At 65.6% G+C, this 22128-nt stretch carries 16 protein-coding genes; 11 read left to right on the forward strand and 5 right to left on the reverse strand.

The genetic code is table 11. The features are described from left to right. Positions 1-19: 19 nt before the first annotated feature. The gene (locus tag AC3WJB_RS13790; RefSeq protein ID WP_492682474.1) at positions 20-1747 is read right to left on the reverse strand and encodes a flavodoxin domain-containing protein; all 1728 of its coding nucleotides are present in this window, start codon (positions 1745-1747) and stop codon (positions 20-22) included. 291 nt (positions 1748-2038) lie between these two features. Here AC3WJB_RS13790 and AC3WJB_RS13795 point away from each other — a divergent pair, with 291 nt between their 5' ends. From AC3WJB_RS13795 to ubiM, 7 genes are all read left to right on the forward strand, one after another. After that, positions 2039-3436, forward strand: a complete 1398-nt coding sequence (locus AC3WJB_RS13795; RefSeq protein WP_492682476.1) for a M24 family metallopeptidase — start codon at positions 2039-2041, stop codon at positions 3434-3436. 32 nt (positions 3437-3468) lie between these two features. Beyond that, on the forward strand, positions 3469-5184 hold the full coding sequence (locus AC3WJB_RS13800; protein WP_492682478.1) for an alpha/beta hydrolase: 1716 nt from the start codon (positions 3469-3471) through the stop codon (positions 5182-5184). Positions 5185-5367: 183 nt separating this feature from the next. After that, positions 5368-5832 carry a DUF2147 domain-containing protein gene (locus tag AC3WJB_RS13805; protein ID WP_492682480.1) on the forward strand — a complete coding sequence of 155 codons (465 nt, stop codon included), beginning with the start codon at positions 5368-5370 and terminating at the stop codon, positions 5830-5832. 111 nt (positions 5833-5943) lie between these two features. Next, the gene (metG, locus tag AC3WJB_RS13810) at positions 5944-8046 is read left to right on the forward strand and encodes a methionine--tRNA ligase (RefSeq protein ID WP_492682482.1); all 2103 of its coding nucleotides are present in this window, start codon (positions 5944-5946) and stop codon (positions 8044-8046) included. A gap of 7 nt (positions 8047-8053) precedes the next feature. After that, the gene (rsxB, locus tag AC3WJB_RS13815) at positions 8054-8659 is read left to right on the forward strand and encodes an electron transport complex subunit RsxB (RefSeq protein WP_492682484.1); all 606 of its coding nucleotides are present in this window, start codon (positions 8054-8056) and stop codon (positions 8657-8659) included. Beyond that, the gene (gene nth / locus AC3WJB_RS13820) at positions 8656-9366 is read left to right on the forward strand and encodes an endonuclease III (protein WP_492682486.1); all 711 of its coding nucleotides are present in this window, start codon (positions 8656-8658) and stop codon (positions 9364-9366) included. The genes rsxB and nth overlap by 4 nt, the downstream gene beginning before the upstream one ends. Positions 9367-9558: 192 nt before the next feature. Further along, on the forward strand, positions 9559-10815 hold the full coding sequence (ubiM, locus tag AC3WJB_RS13825; RefSeq protein WP_492682488.1) for a 5-demethoxyubiquinol-8 5-hydroxylase UbiM: 1257 nt from the start codon (positions 9559-9561) through the stop codon (positions 10813-10815). A 343-nt stretch (positions 10816-11158) separates the two neighbouring features. Here the strand turns inward: ubiM and AC3WJB_RS13830 are convergent, their stop codons facing one another. The 3 genes from AC3WJB_RS13830 to AC3WJB_RS13840 form a co-directional block, all read right to left on the reverse strand. Continuing rightward, positions 11159-12652: an aldehyde dehydrogenase gene (locus AC3WJB_RS13830; RefSeq protein ID WP_492682490.1), complete on the reverse strand. Its 1494-nt coding sequence runs from the start codon at positions 12650-12652 to the stop codon at positions 11159-11161. A 4-nt stretch (positions 12653-12656) separates the two neighbouring features. Continuing rightward, the gene (gene dapA / locus AC3WJB_RS13835; protein ID WP_492682492.1) at positions 12657-13526 is read right to left on the reverse strand and encodes a 4-hydroxy-tetrahydrodipicolinate synthase; all 870 of its coding nucleotides are present in this window, start codon (positions 13524-13526) and stop codon (positions 12657-12659) included. 122 nt (positions 13527-13648) lie between these two features. Next, on the reverse strand, positions 13649-14257 hold the full coding sequence (locus tag AC3WJB_RS13840; RefSeq protein ID WP_492682494.1) for a class I SAM-dependent DNA methyltransferase: 609 nt from the start codon (positions 14255-14257) through the stop codon (positions 13649-13651). Positions 14258-14404: 147 nt separating this feature from the next. Here AC3WJB_RS13840 and AC3WJB_RS13845 point away from each other — a divergent pair, with 147 nt between their 5' ends. The 3 genes from AC3WJB_RS13845 to acnA all read left to right on the forward strand — a co-directional run bounded on the left by AC3WJB_RS13845 (position 14405) and on the right by acnA (position 19784). Next, positions 14405-14692 carry a hypothetical protein gene (locus AC3WJB_RS13845; protein WP_492682496.1) on the forward strand — a complete coding sequence of 96 codons (288 nt, stop codon included), beginning with the start codon at positions 14405-14407 and terminating at the stop codon, positions 14690-14692. 138 nt (positions 14693-14830) lie between these two features. Next, positions 14831-16657, forward strand: coding sequence for a translational GTPase TypA (gene typA / locus AC3WJB_RS13850; protein WP_492682498.1), 1827 nt, complete (start codon positions 14831-14833; stop codon positions 16655-16657). Positions 16658-17042: 385 nt separating this feature from the next. Continuing rightward, positions 17043-19784 carry an aconitate hydratase AcnA gene (gene acnA / locus AC3WJB_RS13855; protein WP_492682500.1) on the forward strand — a complete coding sequence of 914 codons (2742 nt, stop codon included), beginning with the start codon at positions 17043-17045 and terminating at the stop codon, positions 19782-19784. Between the two features lie 55 nt (positions 19785-19839). Here the strand turns inward: acnA and AC3WJB_RS13860 are convergent, their stop codons facing one another. Beyond that, a complete protein-coding gene (locus AC3WJB_RS13860) occupies positions 19840-20295 on the reverse strand; it encodes a hypothetical protein (protein ID WP_492682502.1) in 456 nt (151 codons plus the stop codon). 98 nt (positions 20296-20393) lie between these two features. On the opposite strand from AC3WJB_RS13860, the gene AC3WJB_RS13865 reads away from it, so the two are divergent. Further along, positions 20394-22079, forward strand: coding sequence for an AMP-binding protein (locus tag AC3WJB_RS13865; RefSeq protein WP_492682504.1), 1686 nt, complete (start codon positions 20394-20396; stop codon positions 22077-22079). Positions 22080-22128 lie beyond the last annotated feature (49 nt).

Raw genomic sequence — 22128 nt, forward strand, 5'->3', positions numbered from 1 at the left:
CCGCGCACCGTCCGCACGATCAATACACGTCGCGGCGGTAGCGCCCCTCGCTGCGCAACTGCCCCAGGCGCTCGGTACCCAGCGCCTGGCGCAAGACCTGGTCCACCGCCGGAGCCATGCCGGTGGCACTGCCGCACACGTAAATGGCCGCCCCGTCGTCTACCCAGCGAATCACATCGGCGGTCACCTCGCCCAGCACATGCTGCACGTAGCGGCGCTCGGGCTGATCGCGCGACCAGGCAAAATCGGCGCGTTCAAGTTTGCCCTCGGCCTGCCACTCGCGCAGCTCATCGCCGTAGTAGGCATCCCGCGCGGCCTGGCGCTCGCCAAAGATCAGCCAGTTGCGCCCCAAGCCACGTGCCAAGCGCGCCTTCAGCAAGGCCCGCAGCGCGGCCATGCCGGTGCCATTGCCAATCAGGACCAGCGGGCAATCCACTTCGGGGACATGGAAATTCGTATTGTCACGAATGCGCGCGGCAATCCTGGTGCCTACTTCGGCCACTTCGGTCAGCCAGCGCGAACCCAGGCCCAACTCGCCATCGGGCCCGCGCATTTGCCGCACGAGCAGGAAAGCTGCGCCGTCCTCCGGCACGGAGGCGATTGAATAGGCCCGGTGCGGCAGGCGCTGCACCATGGCCGCCACGCCGTCGGCGTCCATACCTGCCACCTCGTGCGCCCGCGGCAGGCGCGAGCGCGCCAGCAGTTCGCGCAGGCTGAGCCGTTCGCGTCCAGCCTTGACCATCGCGGCCCCGTCCAGCTCCTGCCGCTCCAGCCAGGCGGTGACGGCCGCTGGCGCCTGGCAAGGGCCAATCTCGATCACGTCACCCGCCTCCCACCACAGCTTGCCTTGCGTCGGCCGCAAGGCGAGGTGGAAGCATGGGGCACCCAAACTGCCCGGATTCACCAGCCGCCGCTCCACCAGTTCCCAGCTCTGGTAGCGTGGCGCCTGCCAATCGGGCTGGTCGGGATCGCCGCCGAGGGCCGCGAGCTGGTACTGCCACTGGCGCAAGGCCGCCTCGTCCTCGCTGTCGACTTCAATCAGGTCAAACAAGGCGTGGGCACCGCTGGCCTGCAGCCAATGCTCGAGCTTGTGCCCGAAGCCGCAGAAGTCGTCATAGTCACGGTCGCCCAGGGCGAGGATGCCGTATTTCAGGCCAGACAAATCGGCCGCCTCGGTCATGTGCTGGTCGAAAAACGCCAGCGCGTCGTCGGGCGCGTCGCCATCGCCCGTGGTGCTGACCACGAACAACATGCGCCCCGCACCGCGCAAATCCTCAGGCTGCAGGCTGCCCAGGCTGCGCGCCTCCGAGGCCAGGCCTGAGCGCCGCAGTTGCTGGGCGGTCTGCCCCGCCAGCTGTTCGGCAAAGCCGGTCTGGCTGGCAAACGCCACGGGCAGGACGGCGACAGGCGCGGCTGCGGCCGGCGCCGGGGTCGCCTTACTTTCAGCGGCGGCCGGGGTCGCGACCGCGGCAGCCTGGTCGAATTGCAGCAGCGGGACGTTCGATGGCGAAGCGGGGGACAAGCGCAGGCACCGCTGCCACGCGGCAATGCCGAACCAGGCCAGCACGGCCGCGAGCGCCACCAGGATCACCGCACCGGCAGGCAGGTATGCGAGGCCGGCGCGCGGTGCCAGCAGGGCGCCGACCGTACCGAGGGCCAGGCCAAACGCCAAGGCGCCCAGCCAGCGTGCCAGCCCGCCGGAGGCGCAGGCCTGCTGCTGCGGCACGGACTCGAGGGAATGCTGCATGGACGCTCGCGACTCGATTACGCGCTGGACATGCCGTTTCGCCATGCCAGCCTCAATGACCACGCGCCCGCCGGGGCGCGACTGCCATATATTAGACTGCAAACGGGAATGAGTCACAATTAACGATACGCACGGCAGCATCGTCCCTGCTCACGTCTGTACAGCAAGGGGACAAGCTCCGGCACACCGGGAAGTGGCCATTGGGACGTCCAGCCATCCGTCCACACGCGGTTGACAAAGATCAAAATGCTCGGCGACTATCAACAGCCATCGATCACCTTGGGGATCCCAATGAAACGCACATTCGCTTCCCGCCTGGACGGGAGACGCTTCCGCGCAGCCATCGCCGCCATCGGACTCATGGTGGCCATGCCGGCCATCGCGCAGACCGCGATGCCGCTCGTCGTACCCATGAGCAACACCGAACAGGTCAATCCGCAACTGCCACCGATCCTGCCGCTGCGCGACCGCGCCAAGGTGGTCAACGGGATCCTGGCCGAGCGCCTGGACACGGTGGTGCCGAAACTGATGCGCGACAACCACGCCAGCATGTGGATCGTGATGGCGCGCGAATATTTCGAGGAACCGGTGATCGCCACCATGCTCAACGCCGAGAGCCTGCACGCCCGGCGACGCACGATCCTGGTGTTCTACAACCCTGGCGACAACAAGCCAATCGAGCGGCTGACGGTCAGTCGCTATGGTCTGGGCGGCTTGTTCAAGGCGGCCTGGGATCCGGACAAGCAGCCTGACCAGTGGAAGGCGGTGGCGGATATCGTCGCGGCGCGTGATCCGGCCAACATCGCCATCAACACCTCGGACATGTTCGCCTTTGCCGACGGCATGACGCTCAGCCAGTACAAGGAAATGATGGCCGCGCTGCCCGAGAAGTACCGCTCGCGCGTCGTCTCCGGCGAGCCGCTGGCCATTGGCTGGCTGGAAACCCGCACCCCCACCGAGCTCAAGCTCTACCCTGGCATCGTGCGCATCGCCCACGCGCTGATCGCGGAGGCGTTCTCGCGCAAGGTGATCACCCCGGGCAAGACCACGACCGATGACGTGGTCTGGTACTACCGCCAGCGCATGGCCGACTTGGGCATCGCCACCTGGTTCCAGCCGTCGATCGGGATCCAGCGCAAAGGGGCCAAGGGCATCCTGGAAGGCGATACCGTAATCGAGCCGGGCGATCTGCTATGGACCGACTTCGGCATCACCTACCTGCGCCTCAACACCGACACCCAGCACCATGCCTACGTGCTGAAGCCGGGCGAGAAGGACGCCCCGGCCGGGCTCAAGGCCGGCCTGAAGGCGGTCAACGGCGTGCAGGACGCACTGTTGTCCTCGTTCAAAGCCAATGCCAGCGGCAACTCGATCCTCGCGGCCGCACTCAAGAAGGCCAAGGACAATGGGCTTGAGCCGTCGATTTACTCGCATCCGCTCGGCTTCCACGGCCATGCGGCTGGATCGTCGATCGGCATGTGGGACAACCAGAAGGGCGATGCCCATGGCGAGTATCCGGTGCATGCCGACACCACCTGGTCAATCGAGCTGATGGCCTACAAGAACGTCCCCGAGTGGGACAACCAAAGGGTCGAGTTCCGCCAGGAAGAGGACGCGTATTTCGACGGCAAGCAGGTCACCTTCCTGGATGGACGGCAGACCCATCTCACCCTGATTCCCTCCAACTGACCAGTCAATCAACCACCAGAGGCTGAACGACCATGCGCAAGACACTCCTCGCGATGGCAACTGCGGGCCTGGCCTTGCTGGCCACCTCGGCAGTCGCCGAAAACTTTCGCGTCACCATCCCCGCCAACGCGGCCAAGGGCCCGTTCGACGGCCGCGTCATCCTGATCCTCACTCCCGACGGCAGCACCGAGCCACGCCGGCAGGTGCAGCCAGGGGTCAAAGCTGCGCAGGTCTTCGGCGTCACGGTCGATGGGCTCAAGGCCGGGCAAAGTGCCGTCATTGACACCGGCGTGTTCGGCTATCCCAAGGTAGACCTGAAACACGTGCCGGCCGGACGCTATTACGTGCAGGCCATGCTGCACCGCTATGACACGTTCCACCTGGGCAACGGCAAGACCGTGAAGCTGCCAGCCGCACGCGGCGCCGGCCAGAACTGGCGGCTGGAGCCGGGCAACCTCGTCAGCACGCCCAAGCAGATCGACTTCGATCCAGCCAAGGCTGGCGAGATCAATGTCACCCTGGACAAGGTCAACCCCCCGATCACCCCGGTGGCGGACACCAAGTACATCCGCCACTTCAAGTTCCGCAGCGAGAAGCTCTCCAAGTTCTGGGGCCGCGACATGTACATCACCGGCCACGTGCTGGTGCCCAAGGGCTTCGACGAGCACCCGAACGCGCGCTACCCGCTGATGATCAACCATGGGCACTTCCCGATGACGGTGGCCAACTTCCGCACTACGCCACCGGACCCGGACCTGAAGTGCGAATACAGCGAGCGCTTCGACCTGCCGTGCTACAACCGCGACGAGCAGGAGGAGGCATACAAGAACTACCAGAAGTGGATTTCCGATGACCTGCCGCGCTACCTGGTGGTGGAGATTGACCACTCCAATCCGTACTACGACGATTCCTATGCGGTGAACTCGGAAAACCTCGGGCCATACGGTGACGCCATCACCTACGAATTCATCCCCGCGCTGGAGAAGAAATTCCGCGGTCTCGGCCAAGGCTGGGCGCGCTTCCTGTACGGTGGCTCCACCGGCGGCTGGGAAGCGCTCGGGGTGCAGATCAAGTATCCGACCGAGTACAACGGCGCCTTTGCCGCCTGCCCGGACCCGATCGACTTCCGCAAGTTCGAGCTGACCAATATCTATACCGACAAGAACCTGTACTACAACATCGGTACGTTCACCAACATCCAGCGCCCGGCGCACCGCAACTACCTGGGCGAAGTGCAGTACATGACGCAGGATGAAAACCACCTGGAGCTCGTGCTCGGCGACAAGAACCGCTCGGGCGGCCAATGGGACGTCTGGGATGCGGTGTACTCGCCCATGGGCCCGGACGGCTATGTGAAATCGCTGTGGGACAAACGCACTGGCGCCATCGACCCAAGCGTCGCCAACTATTGGCGTGAGAACTACGACCTGCGCCACATCCTGGAGCGCGACTGGCAGAAGCTGGCGCCGAACCTGCAGGGCAAGATCCACATCTACGTCGGCGACATGGACAACTACTATCTGAACGACGCCGTCTACCTCATGGAGGATTTCCTGAAGACGGCCAAGCCAGCCTACCAGGGCGAGGTGGACTACGGGGACCGTGCCGAACATTGCTGGAATGGCGACCATGCCAATCCCAACGCGATTTCCCGTCTGCGCTACAACACCATGTACCTGCCGAAGATCCTGAAGCTGATCGAGAAGAACGCCCCCAAGGGCGCCGACCTGACCAGTTGGCGGTATTGAGCCGATCGTTGTTCCGGACCGCCGCGGTTTCACCGCGGCGGATCCCGGAGGGTGCAAGACGCGCAGAACGCAGGTCTGGGACAGGCGGCGCGAGTCGTCGAATGTCCCTGAACCGCAATGCAGCTTGACCCCGCCTGCATTGCCGGGCAACCTGCGAGACAGGTCGTCACGCGGAGCAAGCCCATGAAACCTTTCTCCTGGCTCGCGCTGGTCGCTGCCGGCGTACTCGCGTCCGGTTCCGCCCTGGCGGCCACCGACAGCCCGGTCGGCAAGTGGAAGACGATCGACGACGCCACCCACCAGGCCAAGTCGATCGTGGAGATCACGGAGCAGAATGGCCAGCTCGAAGGCAAGATCCTCGAATTGCTGAACCGCACGCCCGAGGACATCGCCCGCGATGGCGAACATCCGGTGTGTGCCAAGTGCAAGGATGCGCGCAAGGGGCAGCCACTGGTGGGCATGGTCATCATGAGCGGTGTCGCCCAGGACGGTGACCATTGGGATGGTGGCCGCATCCTCGACCCCAAGAATGGCAAGACCTACAAGGTGAGCCTCAAGGTGGTCAACGGTGGTCAGAGCCTCGAAGTGCACGGCTATATCGGCTTCAGCCTGCTTGGCCGCACGCAGACCTGGCAGCGCGTGGAGTAACTGTAAAAAGGGCCAGGACAAGTCGAGCAGCAACTTGACTTGCCCCGTCCCCTTTTTGGCCCCTTTACAGCGCATGGCATAATCGCAGGTCGCCAAAACCTGCGGTCTGCCATGCGTCGCCTACTCGTTACCCACGCCCTGCCCTATGCCAACGGCCCGCTGCACCTGGGCCACATGCTGGGCTACATCCAGACCGACATCTGGGCGCGCGCGCAACGCATGCTGGGCAACGAGGTGCACTTCGTCGCCGCCGACGATGCCCATGGCACGCCAATCATGCTGGCCGCCGAGAAGGCCGGGATGACGCCCGAAGCGTTCATCGCCGGCATCCGCAGGGGCCACGAAGCCGATTTCACGGACTTCCATTTCAGCTACGACCAGTACCACACCACCCATTCGCCGGAAAACCGCGAGCTGGCCGAGCTGATCTATACGCGGCTGCGCGACCGCGGCCTCATCGCCAGGCGCAGCATCCAGCAGCTCTACGATCCGGAAAAGCAGATGTTCCTGCCGGATCGCTACATCAAGGGCACCTGCCCGAACTGCGGCGCGCCCGACCAGTACGGCGACAACTGCGAGCAGTGCGGCGCCACCTATGCGCCCACCGACCTGGTCGAGCCGCGCTCGGTGATGTCCGGCGCCACGCCCGTGCTGCGCGATTCTGAGCACTATTTCTTCGAGCTCGGCAAGTCCGAGCAATTGCTGCGTGACTGGTTTGCCGGCAAGTACACGGCCGGCCAGCCAGTGATGCACGCCAGCGTGGCGGCCAAGCTCAAGGAATGGCTGGACGGCGGCCTCAAGGACTGGGACATTTCGCGCGACGCGCCCTACTTCGGCTTCCCCATCCCCGACGCACCGGGCAAATTCTTCTACGTCTGGCTGGATGCGCCAATCGGCTACCTCGCCAGCTTCAAGGCGCTGTGCGACAAGACCGGGCTGAAGTTCGAGGACTTCCTCGGCACGGCCAGCACGGCCGAGATGCACCACTTCATCGGCAAGGACATCATCAACTTCCACGGCCTGTTCTGGCCGGCCATGCTGCATGGCGCGGACATGCGCGTGCCCACGGCGCTGCACGTCAATGGCTACCTCACCGTCAATGGCGCGAAGATGTCCAAGTCGCGCGGCACCTTCATCCAGGCGCGCACTTATCTCGACGCCGGCATCGACCCGGAATTCCTGCGTTACTACTTCGCCAGCATGCTCAGTGCCGCGCCGGTCGACGTGGACCTCGACTTGAAGGCGTTCGAGGAGCGCATCAACTCGCACCTGGTCGGCAAGTGGGTGAACATCGCCAGCCGCACCGCGGGCTTCGCGCGCAGGCATTTCGGCGGCACGCTGGCCGACCACTTCGACGCCGCCGAGACCACGCTTTGGCAGAGCCTGCTTGGGCACGACGCAGGGATCGAGCAGCTGTATACGGACGGCGACTTCGCCGAAGTCGCCCGCCGCTTCGTGCTCATGGCCGACGAGGTCAACGCCTATATTGCTGCCAAGGCACCGTGGATACTGGCCAAGGACCCGGCACGCAGCGATGAGCTCCGGCAGGTGTGCACGCTGGCGTTGAGCGCATTCCGCCTGCTGGCCGGATTGTTGAAACCGATCCTGCCAGCCAGCGTCGCCGCCGCCGAGCGGTTCCTGGCCGCGCCGATCGGGGATTTCGACGACGCGCGCCGTGCGCTGTTCGGCCACACCGTGGGCGAGTTCAAGCCGCTCATGGCGCGCGTGGACCCCAAGCGCATCGCAGCCATGATCGAAGCCTCCAAGGAATCGCTGGGCGTCCCCGCCCAGCCGACGGCGCAGGCGTCCGCACCAGCCCAGACGCAAGGGGCGGCACAGACCGCCGCCAAGCCTGCGGCGACGCATGCCCCCGGACCGGCAGCCGAGATCAGCATCGACGATTTCGCCACGCTCGACCTGCGCATTGGCAAGGTCACTGCCTGCGAGGCCGTGGAAGGCTCGGTGAAACTCTTGCGCTTCGAGCTCGACGCCGGCCCGCTCGGCCAGCGGCAGATCTTCTCCGGCATCCGCGCGGCCTATCCCGAGCCAGCCAAGCTCCTCGGGCGCAACGTCGTCTTCATCGCCAATCTGGCCGCGCGCAAGATGCGCTTCGGCGTGTCCCAGGGCATGATCCTCTCGGCCGGGACCGGCGGCGAGGACCTGTTCTTGCTGGACGCAGATCAAGGCGCGCAACCAGGCGCTACCGTACGCTGAGCGCGTCATGACGCTCGCCGACCGCATCGACGCCCTGCTGCCGCAGACCCAATGCGGCCAATGCGGCTACCACGGTTGCCGCCCCTATGCCGAAGCGATCGCGCGCGGCGAGGCATCCATCAATCAGTGCCCGCCGGGCGGCGCGACCGGCATCGCCAAGCTGGCCGCCCTGCTCGACGTGCCGCCCCTGCCGCTCAATCCCGGGAATGGGGTCGAGCATCCGCGCATGCTGGCCCACATTGTCGAGCACGACTGCATCGGCTGCACCAAGTGCATCCAGGCCTGTCCGGTCGACGCCATCATCGGCGCGCCCAAACTCATGCACACGGTCGTGGCCGACGACTGCACCGGCTGCGAGTTGTGCGTGGCGGCGTGCCCGGTGGACTGCATCGAGCTGATATTGATGCCGCCGGAGCAAGCCCAGGATCCGGCCCATGCCGACGAAGCCCGCAGCCATTTCCAGCGCCGCGAGACGCGCCTGCAACATCAGCAGCAGGAACGTGCCGACGAGCTGGCCGCGCGCAAAGCCGCGGTCGACGGCGGCGCCGCGAGCAACCCGGTGCTGGCCGCGCTGGCACGCGCCCGTGCCAAACAACAGGCCAAGTCGCCGTGAAGCGTGAGGAAGTGGCGGAGTTGTTCACACGCTTGCGCGAGATCAATCCGCACCCGACCACGGAGCTCGCTTACGCCACGCCGTTCGAGTTGCTGGTGGCCGTGGTGCTGTCCGCGCAGGCCACCGACGTCGGCGTGAACAAGGCCACGCGCAAGCTCTATCCGGTGGCGAACACACCACAAGCCCTCCTGGCCCTGGGCGAAGAAGGGCTGAAGAAGTACATCAGCACGATCGGCCTGTACAACGCCAAGGCCAAGAATGTCATTGCACTGTCGCGGCTGCTGATCGAGCGGCACGGCGGCGAGGTGCCGCGCACGCGCGAGGCCCTGGAGGCGCTGCCTGGCGTGGGCCGCAAGACCGCCAACGTGATGCTCAACACCGCGTTTGGCGAGCCCACCATCGCGGTGGACACGCACATCTTCCGCGTCGCCAATCGCACCGGCCTGGCACCCGGCAAGGACGTCCGCGCGGTGGAGGACAAGCTGCAGAAGGTCGTGCCCCCCGAGTTCAAGCAAGACGCCCACCACTGGCTGATCCTGCACGGCCGCTACGTATGCACCGCGCGCAAGCCCCACTGCCCGGAATGCATCATCCGCGACCTGTGCCGCTACAAGTTCAAGACCGTGGCCGAGCCAAGCAGTGCGCCGCGGCCGGCCAAGCCGCGCAAGACCGGCAAGACCGCGCGCTCGACACACCATCGCGCCTGATCAGATATCCGCCGCAACGCCCTCGGACCGATCGTCATCGCGGAATCACGCGGCTGCATCCAGAATCCAATGGAATGGCGGCATGCGATTGACCATGGTCAAGGCAAGCGGCCACATCCCGCACGAGACTTGGGACTGAATCCAGCCGCGAGGCCCACGGCCATGCGGCGTCCTGCCAAGGGAGCGAATGCCATGCGCAACAACGTCGTGATCATCGGTGCCGGGCCGGTCGGCTTGTGCCTGTCGCTCGCCTTGGCCAAACGCGGCATCGACGTCGACCTGGCCGAACGCCAAAGCCCCGAAGCCTTGGCGACTCCCGCCTACGACGGACGCGAGATCGCGCTGACGCAAGCCTCGATCCGGTTGCTGCGTACGCTGGGCGTGTGGTCCCACATCGCCGAAGACGCGATCGCGCCCGTGGCCAGCGCGCGCATCATGGACGGCGCCGACGACGGCTTCGAGGTGGACGCCGCGGCGCTAGGGCGCGAGCGGCTGGGCATGCTGGTGTCCAACCATGCCATTCGCGCGGCGGCTTGGCAGGCGGTGGCCGCCGAAGCGCGGATTCGCGTCCATGCCGGGGTCGCGGTCGACCGGGCAAGCACCGATGCGGTTTCGGCCCACGTCCATTTCGCTGATGGCCGCGAGCTCGAAGCGGCCCTGCTGGTGGCCGCCGACAGCCGGTTTTCCGAGACCCGGCGGGGAATGGGTATTCCGGCCCATATGCGCGACATGGGCCTGAGCATGCTGCTGTGCCGGGTGCAGCATGTCGAGTCCAACCATGGCACGGCTTGGGAGTGGTTCGGGCATGGGCAGACCCGCGCCTTGCTGCCCCTGCAGGAGCACGTCTCCTCGGCGGTGCTGACTGTCCCCGACGGCGAGGCACGGCGGCTGCAGCAGCTCGCGCCAGAAGCGCTGGCCGACGAGCTGGCAGCACGCTACGAAGGCCGGCTCGGCGCGATGAGCGTGGCCAGCACGGTGCACCGCTATCCACTGGTCGCCACCTGGGCACAGCGCTTCGTCGCCCGACGCTTCGCCCTGGTCGGCGATGCGGCAATCGGCATGCATCCGGTGACCGCGCACGGCTTCAATCTCGGCCTGGCCGGTGTCGAGCACCTGGCCGCCGCGGCCGGCGACGCCCTCGATCGCCACGGCGACCCGGCGCACCCGTCGCTGCTCGCGCGCTACCAGCGCCGTCTGCGCATGGGCAGCGCGCTGATGTTTGTCGGCACGCAAACCGTCGCCGGCCTGTTCACCGACGATCACCTGCGGGCGCGTCCCCTGCGTCGCGGCATCATGCGTATCGGACGCAAGCTCCCTGTCGTCCGCCGCGCCCTGGCCGCCAGCCTGGTCGATGACACTCCGCGTCCCGCTTCCCTGCCCCACCACTTGCACACCGCGTTTGACGTCCTGCGTCCCCGGCTCGGCCCGAACCACGCGCGCTCCCAGTAGCCGGATCCGCGTTCGAGCCGTCTTCAATACGCCAAAGACACTTGCGGCTGTCGCATTAGCGCCCCAGTGCAGGCGCAGGTCGACCAGCCGCGCTCACGGTAGCCGTTGCGCTGGACCAAGCGCGACACTTCTCGCCATGGCCTGCGCCAGTCCCGGTATCGACCCCCGGCGCGATCAATCGGTGACGTGCGATGCCGATCATCTTGCGTAGCGCGTCTGCGCCGCCCTGCGTTCCCAGGTCGACACGAATTTCGCACCAACTCCGCCCGGCAAACATACCGTCGATGATCGTGGCGATGTCGCCACGATCATCGCGTGCCTTCAACTAAATGCAGCGGGCCGTTCACTTCGCCGCGCGGTTGACGTACCAGATGGTCTTGAGTTCCAGGTACTGGTCGAGCGCTTCCAGGCCGTTGTCGCGGCCGCCGAAGCCGGACAATTTGTAGCCGCCGAACGGCGTGGTGATGTCGCCTTCGGAGAAGCCGTTGATGGAGACCGTGCCGGCACGGATGGCCGCGGCCACGCGCTGGGCGCGGTGCACGTTCTCGGTGTACACCGAGGCGGCCAGGCCGTAGCTGGTGTCGTTGGCGAGATGGATCGCCTCCTCCTCGCTGGCGAAGCCGGTCACCGCCAGCAGCGGACCGAAGACCTCCTCGCGGAACAGGCGCGTGTGCGGGGCGACGTCGGTGTACACAGTCGGCTCCACGTACCAGCCACTCAGGTAGTCGCCGCGGACATTGCCACCGGTGACGCAATGCAGGCCGTCGGCCTTGGCCGAATCGAGGAAACCCTTGACCTTCTCGAAATGCGGCCCCTCCACCATCGGCCCCAGGCGCACGCCGGGCTCGCGTGGGTCGCCCAGCTTCCAGTCACCCAGGCCAGCGACGAGTTTTTCCAGCAGCGCGTCCTTCACCTCGTTGGCGACCAGCAGGCGCGAGCCGCAACTACAGTTCTCGCTCATGTTCCAGAACGCCGCGTTGAGAATGTCCGAGACCACGGCGTCGATGTCCGCATCGGCAAACACCACCTGCGGATTCTTGCCACCGCACTCGAGCACGACCTCCTTCAAGTTGCTTTCGGCCGCGTACTTGAGGAACAAGCGACCGACGTCGGTGGAACCGGTGAACGACACCACGTCCACGTCCGGGTGCCGCCCGAGCGCCTCGCCGGCGTGTTCGCCCAGGCCGTTGACCACGATCAGCGCCTCGGCCGGGATACCCGCCTCGCGCGCCAGCTCGGTCATGCGCACTGCCGAGAGCGGTGTGAGCTCGGCCGGCTTGACGATGACGCTGTTGCCGGTGACCAGGGCCGGGCCGACCTTCCACGCGTACATCTGCGCCGGGAAGTTCCACGGCAGCACGGCGCCGACCACGCCGACCGGTTCCTTGACGATCAGGCCGGTGGCATTCGGGCCGGTGGGCGCGATGCGGCCATAGACCTTGTCGGCAGCCTCGGCGTACCAGCGCAAGGTGTCGATGGTGGCCGGGATGTCGGTGTTCTCGCACTCGTCGATCGGCTTGCCGGCGTCGATGCAGTCGAGTGCCGCGAGCTCCTCGGCGTGCCCGGCCAGCAGGTCGCACCATTTCAGCATCGCCGCCTTGCGCTCGGCCGGGCTCTTGTCGCGCCAGGTGCGCGCCTCGAAGCAGGCGCGGGCCACCTTCACCGCGGCATCGATTTCCGCCTTGCCGCCGGCGCCCAGCGTGCCAATCACGCTGTTGTCGATCGGCGTGCGGTTGACCAGACCGTAGTCGTTGCCCTCGAAGCCAGGGATCAGTTGCGGGGCCTTCAATTCGCCACGCGCGGCGCGCGCAAAGACTTCCTGCTTGCTCAATGCCATGGTCTCAACCTCCACGTACCAGTTCACGGAATGCCTGCTTGGCGGCGCCATCCAGCGGCGCCAGCGGCAGGCGCACATCGCCGGCGTCCAGGGTGCCGTTCAGGCAGCCGGCCTTGGCCTTCTGGTTGTAGTCGCCCGATTCCATCGAATGCAGCGCCGGGTACATGGCCCGCATCATGGCCCGCGCGCGGCCCCAGTCGCCGGCGCGCGCCGCTTTGTACAGCGCCACCTGCTCCCCAGGGAAGACGTTGGCGGCGCCGGCGATCCAGCCCTTGCAGCCCCAGAAGAAGAAATCCACCGGCTGGTCGTCGCAGCCGCAGATCACCTCGAAATCCTTGAAGCCGGCCTGCAGCATGCGTAGCGCCTGGCTGAAGTTGCCGCTGGATTCCTTGATCCCGACGATGTTCGGGTGTTTGGCCAGCGCGGCCACGGTCTCGAATTCCACGTTCACCCCGACCCGGGCCGGGAAGTTGTAGATGATGATGGGCAGCGCGCAGTGCTGTGCGGCATGTTCGAAATGTGCGCGGATGCCGTCCTGGCTGGGCAGGCTGTACGGCGGCGCCGAGAGCAGCAGGCAGTCGTAGCCGATCGCCTTGGCCTCGGCGGCGCGCTCGATCGAGCGCCGGGTGGAAAGATCGCCAATGCCGGCAATCAGCTGCACCTTGCCGGCGGCGACGTGGTGCACGGTCTTCAGTACCTGCGTGCGTTCGGAGTCGCTGAGCGCGTAGTACTCGCCAGTGGTGCCGCAGGCGGCAATGCCGGCCACGCCCTTGGCAATCATGGCCTCGACGAGGGTCTCGAGCTTGGACTGGTCGATTTCGGCGTCCTCGTCGAATGGTGTCACCAAGGGCACGTAAATGCCGTCGAATTGCATGGATTACCTCCAGATGTGCCGATATACGTGGCCAAGGCCGCCGGGCGCCGATGCCGCAGCCAGCCAGAGCCGCCCATGTTCCCGCAAATGCCAGGTGCTGCCCAGCCCGCATCCGCAAACCCCTACCGTAGCAGCTGCGCGCGCTCGAGTGCGGCCACGTGCTGCCGCAGCCGCGGCCCGAGATAGCCATGCGAGCCGCAGGGCAGCAAGCCGACCGCGGCAAACTCGCGCAGGTACCAGGCTGGGGGCCGCGCAATGAAGCCCTCGCGGTCGCCGATCACGTCGTCATGACTGGTGAACACCTCCAGGAACGCCACGCCCTCGAGCATGTCGCTGATGCCGACCAGGCCGGCACGGATCTCGCCTGGAGCGAGGTAATGCAGCACGTCGGCGCACACGATCAAGTCATAGCGCTGCGGCAGGCGCAACTGGGCCAACTGGCCAAAGCGCGCCAGACCAATCCCCCGCCTGCGTCCATAGCGCGCCACCACATATTCACTCGCATCCAGTCCCTGATAGGCCATTCGCGGGCGCAGCGCCAGCAACGGCGCGCGCCATGCAGCTTCGCCGCAGCCGATGTCCAGCACGTTGCGCACCGGTCGGCCCAGGTAGTACTCCGCCTGCGCCACCGCCAGGGCCACCTTGCGGCGCAATTCCGCCGGCGCGCCAAGCGGGCGCGCCGGGTCGCGGTACCAGCGGTCGAAATACCTGCGATCGTAGATTTTCGCCACCCTGCACTCCTTGATTTATTCCGAGCGCCGGACACGCCGCGCCGCCGTTTCCTGCTCTCACCATGGTTGCTGCGCGCGGGCCGACGTTCACCTGGAGCATGCTCTGGCTCTGCAAGCATGGACGCTCCATCCACTGCGAGCCATGTCATGCCCATCATGCGCTTTCGATTATTAGGCAACCGCGCCGACGCAGACGAGGTGCTGGACGTCCTGGAGAGCCTCGACCAGATCGAACGTGTCGAGGAGCTGGAGGGTGCTGGGCCCGTGACCCGCGACGATTCGAGCTCCGCCGAGTCGGTCGACGACAGCGTCAGCCACACCTATGTCATTGAGGTGGATGCCCCGGACGACGAACTCGCCGACCAGGTTCGCGTCACCGCCGAAGCCTGTGCTACCCGGCGCAATGCCGGTATCGAATTCATCAACGATTTCTGAGCCCTGCTGCCCGCCCCTCCGGTGGCGGCCTCCGGCCCGCGACGGCCAGCCGCACATGCTGCGGCCAAACCCGTATAATTGGAAGATTCGCCCCGAGAAAAGGCGCGCGGGCCCGATCGCGCCGTCCAAGTGACTTCCATGCTCATCGAGAAACTCCGCAACATCGCCATCGTGGCCCATGTCGACCACGGCAAGACCACCCTCGTCGACTGCCTGCTGAAGCAGTCCGGCACGTTCTCCGCACGCACCGTGCTGGCCGAGCGCGTGATGGATTCGGACGACCAGGAAAAGGAACGCGGCATCACCATCCTGGCCAAGAACACCGCCATTGAATGGCGCGGCAACCGCATCAACATCGTCGACACTCCAGGGCATGCCGACTTTGGCGGCGAGGTGGAACGCGTGCTGTCCATGGTCGATTCGGTGCTGGTGCTGGTTGACGCGATGGACGGCCCCATGCCGCAGACCCGCTTCGTCACGCAAAAGGCGTTCGACATGGGCTTCAAGCCCATCGTGGTGATCAACAAGATCGACCGTCCGGGCGCGCGCCCGGACTGGGTGCTGGACCAGACCTTCGACCTGTTCGACCGCCTGGGCGCGACCGACGAGCAGCTGGATTTTCCGGTCATCTACGCCTCGGCGCTGAACGGCTATGCCAGCCTGGACAGCAATGCGCGCGAAGGCGACATGACGCCGCTGTACGAGGCGATCATGGCCCACGTGCCGGCGCCCGACGTGCATCCGGAAGGTCCGTTCCAGATGCGTATCAGTCAGCTCGACTACAGCAGCTACGTCGGCCTGATTGGCGTTGGCCGCATCCAGCGCGGCACGGTGACGACGAACATGCCGGTCAGCGTGGTCGACCGGGAGGGCAAGAAGCGCACCGGCAAGGTGCTACAGGTGCTCGGCTTCATGGGCCTGGAGCGGCGCGAGGTGCCCGAAGGTCAGGCTGGCGACATCGTCGCCATCTCCGGTGTGGAAGGGCTCGCCATCTCCGACACCGTGTGCGCCGTCGACCACCCCGAGGCGCTGCCGCCGCTCACCGTCGACGAGCCGACCATCAGCATGACCTTCCAGGTCAACAACTCGCCGTTTGCCGGCGACAAGAACCGCAGCGGCGGCAAGTTCATCACCAGCCGCCAGCTGCGCGAGCGACTGGAGCGCGAGATGCTGCACAACGTGGCCCTGCGCGTGGAGGAAGGCTCGGACCCGGACAAGTTCAAGGTCTCCGGGCGCGGCGAGCTGCACCTGTCGGTGCTGATCGAGAACATGCGCCGCGAAGGCTACGAGCTCGCGGTGTCGCGCCCCGAGGTCATCATCAAGATGATCGACGGCAAGCCGCACGAGCCGATCGAGCAACTGGTGGTAGATGTCGAGGAGCAGCACCAGGGCGGCGTGATGGAGCGCCTGGGCATGCGCAAGGGCCAGCTCAAGAACATGGTGTCGGACGGCCGCGGCCGGGTGCGCATGGATTACGAGATTCCCGCGCGTGGCCTGATCGGCTTCCAGTCCGAATTCCGCACCCTGACCCAGGGCACCGGCCTGCTGTTCCACCTGTTCGACCATTACGGGCCGAAGGCCGAAGGCACGATCGCCAAGCGCCAGAACGGGGTGATGATCGCCAATGCCGCCGGCACCGCGCCGGCCTACTCACTCGGGCCGCTGCAGGATCGCGGCAGGCTGTTCACGGCCGAGGGCGACGAAATCTATGAAGGCCAGCTGGTCGGCATCCACGCGAAGGACAACGACCTCACTGTCAACGCGATCAAGCCCAAGCCGCTGACCAACATGCGCGCGGCCGGCAAGGACGATGCGATCCAGCTTTCCCCAGCTATCAAGTTCTCGCTGGAGCAGGCACTGGAATTCATCGCCGACGACGAGCTGGTCGAGGTCACGCCGAAGGAAATCCGGCTGCGCAAGAAGCACCTCACGGAAATCGACCGCCGGCGCGCCGCGCGCAACTGAGCTGGGCGATCCGCGTCGCCCGCGTAACCCCTGGGAGACGCTGGTCAAACACCGCCCGCCATCCCAGCAAGGCGTGTCTGTGCGTCATTCCGCGTTGCGTCATTCCCGCGAAAGCGGGAATGACGACAAGGGGCTTGAGGAATGACGACAAGGCGGGTTTGCGGAATGACTCGGGTTGGTCAGCGGGAATGACGACGGGGTTGAGCCGTGGGAATCGGTGGGCAAGTCCGGCGGGCATGCTCCCGGCTGACGGTCCTGCGCGCCCGATTCGCTGTACGCCGCGGATTGCAAGATAATAGGCGCTTTGATCGACTGGTATTGAGCGCACGCGATCCGGCGGCGCTGCCCAGTCCCCAGCTGCACGACCCAGCCAGGAGCATTCCCGATGAAAGACAGCTTTTCCGCGCGCGACACCCTCGAGGTCAACGGCAAGCGCTATGCCTATGCCAGCCTCGCGAAGCTGGGCCGGCAGTTCGACTTGAAACGGCTGCCGTACTCGATGAAGATCCTGCTGGAAAACCTCCTGCGCCGGGAAGATGGCGAGGAAGTGACCACGGAGGAAATCAAGGCGATCGCCACTTGGGACCCCAAGAAGGAGCCGGACACCGAGATTGCCTTCATGCCCGGACGCGTATTGCTGCAGGACTTCACCGGCGTGCCTTGCGTCGTCGACCTGGCGGCCATGCGCGATGCGATGAAGGCGCTGGGCGGCGATCCCACGCTGATCAATCCGCTGTCCCCCGTCGAGCTGGTGATCGACCACTCGGTGCAGGTGGACGTGTTTGGCAGCGAGGACGCGCTGGAGAAAAACGTCGAGATCGAATTCAAGCGGAACAACGCGCGTTACAGCTTCCTGCGCTGGGGGCAGAAGGCATTCACTGACTTCAAGGTCGTGCCGCCGCGCACCGGCATCGTGCACCAGGTCAATCTCGAATACCTGGCACGCGTGGTCATCGACCAGGAAATAGACGGCCAATTGTGGGCCTATCCGGATACCTTGTTCGGCACCGACTCGCACACCACCATGGTCAACGGCCTGGGCGTGTTGGGCTGGGGCGTCGGCGGCATCGAGGCCGAAGCGGCGATGCTTGGGCAGCCCTCCTCGATGCTGATCCCGCAGGTCGTCGGCCTGAAGCTGCTGAACCGGCTGCCCGAGGGCGCCACCGCAACCGACCTGGTACTGACCGTCACCGAACTGCTGCGCAAGCACGGCGTGGTCGGCAAGTTCGTCGAGTTCCACGGCCCGGGCCTGAAGCACCTGGCCCTGGCCGACCGCGCCACGCTGGGCAACATGTCGCCCGAATACGGCGCCACCTGCGCGATCAGCCCAATCGATGCCGAGTCTCTGAAATACCTGCGCCTGTCCGGGCGCAGCGAGGAGCGCATCGCTCTGGTCGAGGCCTACGCCAAGGCGCAGGGCCTGTGGCACGAAGACAACACGCCGGAAGCCGAGTACAGCCTGGCGCTGGAGCTCGACCTGGCCAGCGTCAAGCCATCCATGGCCGGCCCAAAACGCCCGCAGGACCACGTCTTCCTGTCCGGCGTCAAGCAGAACTTCCATGAAAACCTCGGTGCCACGATCATCCACCGCAACGGAGACAAGGCGCGCTTCGCGAACGAGGGTGGCGCCACCGCAGTCGGACATGACGTCAGCAGTGCGCTCCACCGTGAACACGTGACGCGCAACGGCGAGGAGTTCGACATCGAGGATGGCGCCGTCGTCATCGCGGCGATCACCTCGTGCACCAACACCTCCAATCCGGCGGTGATGCTTGCCGCCGGCCTGCTGGCCAAGAATGCCGCGGCCCGTGGCCTCAAGCGCAAACCGTGGGTGAAGACCTCGCTGGCGCCGGGTTCCAAGGTGGTGACCGATTACCTGGAACAGACCGGCCTGCTGGTCGAATTGGAAAAGCTCGGCTTCTACCTGGTCGGCTACGGCTGCACCACCTGCATCGGCAACTCCGGCCCGCTGCCGGAAGAAGTCAGCGCCGCCGTGAGTGCGGGCGACCTCACTGTGGCCGGCGTACTCTCCGGCAACCGCAACTTCGAGGGCCGCATCCACGCCGAGGTGAAGATGAACTACCTTGCGTCGCCGCCGCTGGTGGTGGCCTATGCATTGGCCGGATCACTCGACGTCGACCTGACCACCCAGCCACTGGGCCAGGACCGCAACGGCAAGGACGTATACCTGAAGGACATCTGGCCGTCCAACAAGGACATCAGTGACCTCATGGCCACCGCCGTCACCTCGGACATGTTCAAGAAGAACTACGCCGACGTGTTCAAGGGCGACGAGCGCTGGAACGCGATTGCCTCGCCAGATGGCGCGCTTTACGCCTGGGACCCGGCCTCAACCTACATCAAGCATCCACCCTATTTCGACGGCATGGGCATGGCGGTGCCGCCCAGCGTGGACATCAGTGGCGCGCGCTGCATTGGCCTGTTCGGCGATTCGATCACCACCGACCACATCTCCCCGGCCGGCGCGATCAAGAAGGATTCTCCGGCCGGCCGCTTCCTCATCGAGCGCGGCGTGACACCGCTCGAGTTCAACTCCTATGGCTCGCGCCGCGGCAACGACGACGTCATGGTCCGTGGCACGTTCGCCAACATCCGCATCAAGAACCAGTTGCTCGATGGCGTCGAAGGTGGCTATACCCGCCACCTGCCTGACGGCAAGCAGATGACCATCTACGATGCGGCCATGCAATACCAGGCCGAAGGCACGCCGCTGCTCGTCATCGCCGGCAAGGAATACGGCACCGGCTCGTCGCGCGACTGGGCGGCCAAGGGCACGCTGCTGCTCGGCATCAAGGCGGTGCTTGCCGAGAGTTTCGAGCGCATCCACCGCTCCAACCTGGTCGGCATGGGGGTGCTGCCGCTGCAATTCGAGGATGGCGACAGCGCCAAGTCGCTCGGCCTCACCGGCACCGAGGTGTTCGCCATCACCGGGCTGGACAACGGCAACGCCAGGCACGCCAAAGTGACCGCGACCAGCGCGGATGGCAAGCACAGGGAATTTGGCGTCCGCGTGATGTTGCTGACCCCGAAAGAACGCGACTTCTACCGCCACGGCGGCATCCTGCAATACGTATTGCGCCAGTTGGCCGGCGCGAAGGCCGCCTGAGGCGCAACGACCTGTGGGGGCCCGCACCGGCGGGCTCCCACGCCAGAGGAGGCGGCTACAAGGCCTGCGTCCAGGTCGCGCTGTAGCAGCGCCAATCGCCATCGTCCAGCCGCCAGGCGGATTCAACCTGGTAGACGCCCAGGTTGTCCGGCAGCAGACGGCCACCCGCACGCAAGGCCACGGTGAACGTGGCCACCAGACGCTCACCGCGGCGCTCGACCTTGATCGGCCCCAGGCTCACCTTGACGTGCTCGCCACGCAAGGCAAACCCGCCAACGATGCCGACCAATGCACGTCGGTCGATGGCGCCGGCATTGCCGTCGAAGTCCTCGGTGAGCGCCGCAGCCACGGCGGTCATGCTGCCCTTTTCGGCAGCCTGCGCCGTCGATTCGATGGCCTGACGCACCCGTACTTCGTCGGCGGGACGATGACAGGCTGACAACCTCAGCACGCCGAACAACGCGACTGCTGCAACAGTCAATATCAGTGCGCGCCTGAAGCCTGAGGTCATCGATGAATCCCGCCGCGTCGTTGCTTGCCGCTGTCAGCGCGTCTGTGCTCCAATGCTTGAGCATACGCATCGCGCGGCCACATCCCGGGGGAAGCGACATGAGCACTGAACGGCCATGGTTGAAGCATTACCCGCCGGGCGTTCCCGAACATATCGACCTCGACCAGTATGCCTCGGTGCCCGCGATGCTTGAGGAAAGCTTCGCACGATTCCATGACCGGCCCGCCTTTGCGAATTTCGGCCGCGTGCTCAGCTATCGCGAAATCGACGAGCTGAGCCGCCAGTTTGCCGGCTACCTGACCGGCGAGTTGAACCTGGTCAAGGGCGATCGTTTTGCCATCATGTTGCCGAATGTGCTGCAGTATCCAATCGCCTTGTTTGGCGCCTTGCGCGCCGGACTGATCGTGGTCAACGTAAATCCGCTGTACGTCGCTAGGGAGCTCGAACACCAGCTCGACGACGCCGGCGCCAAGGCCATCGTCGTGCTGGACAACTTCGCGGCGACCCTGCAGCAGGTGTTGCCCCGGGTCCCAGTAAAACACGTCATCACCACCGGGCTCGGCGACCTGCTTGGTTTCCCGAAGGGCCCGCTGATCAACTTCGCACTACGCCACATCAAGAGGATGGTGCCGGCGTTCAAGCTGCCCGGAGCCGTCCGCTTCCGGGACGCGCTGATGCGCGGTACCGGCCGCCCCCTGCCGGAGGTGAGCCTGACGCACGCCGACACCGCGTTCCTGCAATACACCGGCGGCACCACCGGTGTCGCCAAGGGTGCCGTGCTGACCCATGGCAACATGATCGCGAACATGCTGCAGGCGGCGACGTGGATTGGCTCAGAGCGCATCAAGCCCGGCCGGGAAATCATCATCACCGCCCTGCCGCTGTATCACATCTTCTCGCTCACCGCGAACGCGTTGGTGTTTGCCCGCCTCGGCGGACTCAATTGGCTGATCACCAATCCACGCGACATGCCAGGTTTCGTCAAGGAGTTGCGGCACTCGCGCTTCACCGCGATCACCGGCGTCAACACCTTGTTCAATGGCCTGCTCAACACGCCGGGCTTTGCCGAGCTGGATTTCTCGCAGCTGCACCTGACCCTGGGCGGCGGCATGGCAGTGCAGCGCTCGGTGGCCGAACGCTGGAAAAAGACCACCGGCAGCACCCTGGCCGAAGCCTACGGCCTCACCGAGACTTCACCGGCAGTATGTATCAACCCGCTCGACCTGGCCGACTACAATGGCTCGATCGGCTTGCCGATACCGTCCACCGACGTCGCCATCTGGTCCGAAGACGGCAAGCCGCTGCCGCCGGGGGAAACCGGCGAGCTGATGGTACGCGGCCCGCAAGTGATGAAGGAGTACTGGCAGCGGCCCGAGGAGACCGGCGAGGTCCTCACCGCCGAAGGTTGGTTGCACACCGGCGACATCGCCAAGATGGACACAGACGGCTACTTCTACATCGTGGACCGCAAGAAGGACATGATCCTGGTGTCCGGCTTCAATGTCTATCCGAATGAAATCGAGGCCACGGTCATGGAGCATCCAGGCGTGCTCGAAGTGGCCGCCGTCGCCGCGCCCGATGAACACTCGGGTGAGGTGGTGAAGTTGTTCGTGGTGCGCAAGGACCCGTCGCTCACCGCCGAGGCGCTGCAAGCGTTTTGCCACGACCGCCTCACCGGCTACAAGCGGCCACGCTACATCGAGTTCCGCAACAGTCTGCCAAAGAGCAACGTGGGCAAGATCCTGCGCCGCGAGCTGCGCGACGAAGCCCCGGCGCACACCTGAGCGCGCCTGGCGGCCAGGCGCAGTGCACTTGATGGACGCCCCTGGAATC

The sequence above is a fragment of the Rhodanobacter sp. FW510-R10 genome (assembly GCF_058781105.1).

What these genes read in the sequence shown, in the direction of transcription:
- AC3WJB_RS13790 (WP_492682474.1), bottom strand. Translation starts at nt 1,747, where the DNA reads ATGCAGCATTCCCTCGAGTCCGTGCCGCAGCAGCAGGCCTGCGCCTCC.
- AC3WJB_RS13795 (WP_492682476.1), top strand. Translation starts at nt 2,039, where the DNA reads ATGAAACGCACATTCGCTTCCCGCCTGGACGGGAGACGCTTCCGCGCA.
- AC3WJB_RS13800 (WP_492682478.1), top strand. Translation starts at nt 3,469, where the DNA reads ATGCGCAAGACACTCCTCGCGATGGCAACTGCGGGCCTGGCCTTGCTG.
- AC3WJB_RS13805 (WP_492682480.1), top strand. Translation starts at nt 5,368, where the DNA reads ATGAAACCTTTCTCCTGGCTCGCGCTGGTCGCTGCCGGCGTACTCGCG.
- metG (WP_492682482.1), top strand. Translation starts at nt 5,944, where the DNA reads ATGCGTCGCCTACTCGTTACCCACGCCCTGCCCTATGCCAACGGCCCG.
- rsxB (WP_492682484.1), top strand. Translation starts at nt 8,054, where the DNA reads ATGACGCTCGCCGACCGCATCGACGCCCTGCTGCCGCAGACCCAATGC.
- ubiM (WP_492682488.1), top strand. Translation starts at nt 9,559, where the DNA reads ATGCGCAACAACGTCGTGATCATCGGTGCCGGGCCGGTCGGCTTGTGC.
- AC3WJB_RS13830 (WP_492682490.1), bottom strand. Translation starts at nt 12,652, where the DNA reads ATGGCATTGAGCAAGCAGGAAGTCTTTGCGCGCGCCGCGCGTGGCGAA.
- dapA (WP_492682492.1), bottom strand. Translation starts at nt 13,526, where the DNA reads ATGCAATTCGACGGCATTTACGTGCCCTTGGTGACACCATTCGACGAG.
- AC3WJB_RS13845 (WP_492682496.1), top strand. Translation starts at nt 14,405, where the DNA reads ATGCCCATCATGCGCTTTCGATTATTAGGCAACCGCGCCGACGCAGAC.
- typA (WP_492682498.1), top strand. Translation starts at nt 14,831, where the DNA reads ATGCTCATCGAGAAACTCCGCAACATCGCCATCGTGGCCCATGTCGAC.
- acnA (WP_492682500.1), top strand. Translation starts at nt 17,043, where the DNA reads ATGAAAGACAGCTTTTCCGCGCGCGACACCCTCGAGGTCAACGGCAAG.
- AC3WJB_RS13860 (WP_492682502.1), bottom strand. Translation starts at nt 20,295, where the DNA reads ATGACCTCAGGCTTCAGGCGCGCACTGATATTGACTGTTGCAGCAGTC.
- AC3WJB_RS13865 (WP_492682504.1), top strand. Translation starts at nt 20,394, where the DNA reads ATGAGCACTGAACGGCCATGGTTGAAGCATTACCCGCCGGGCGTTCCC.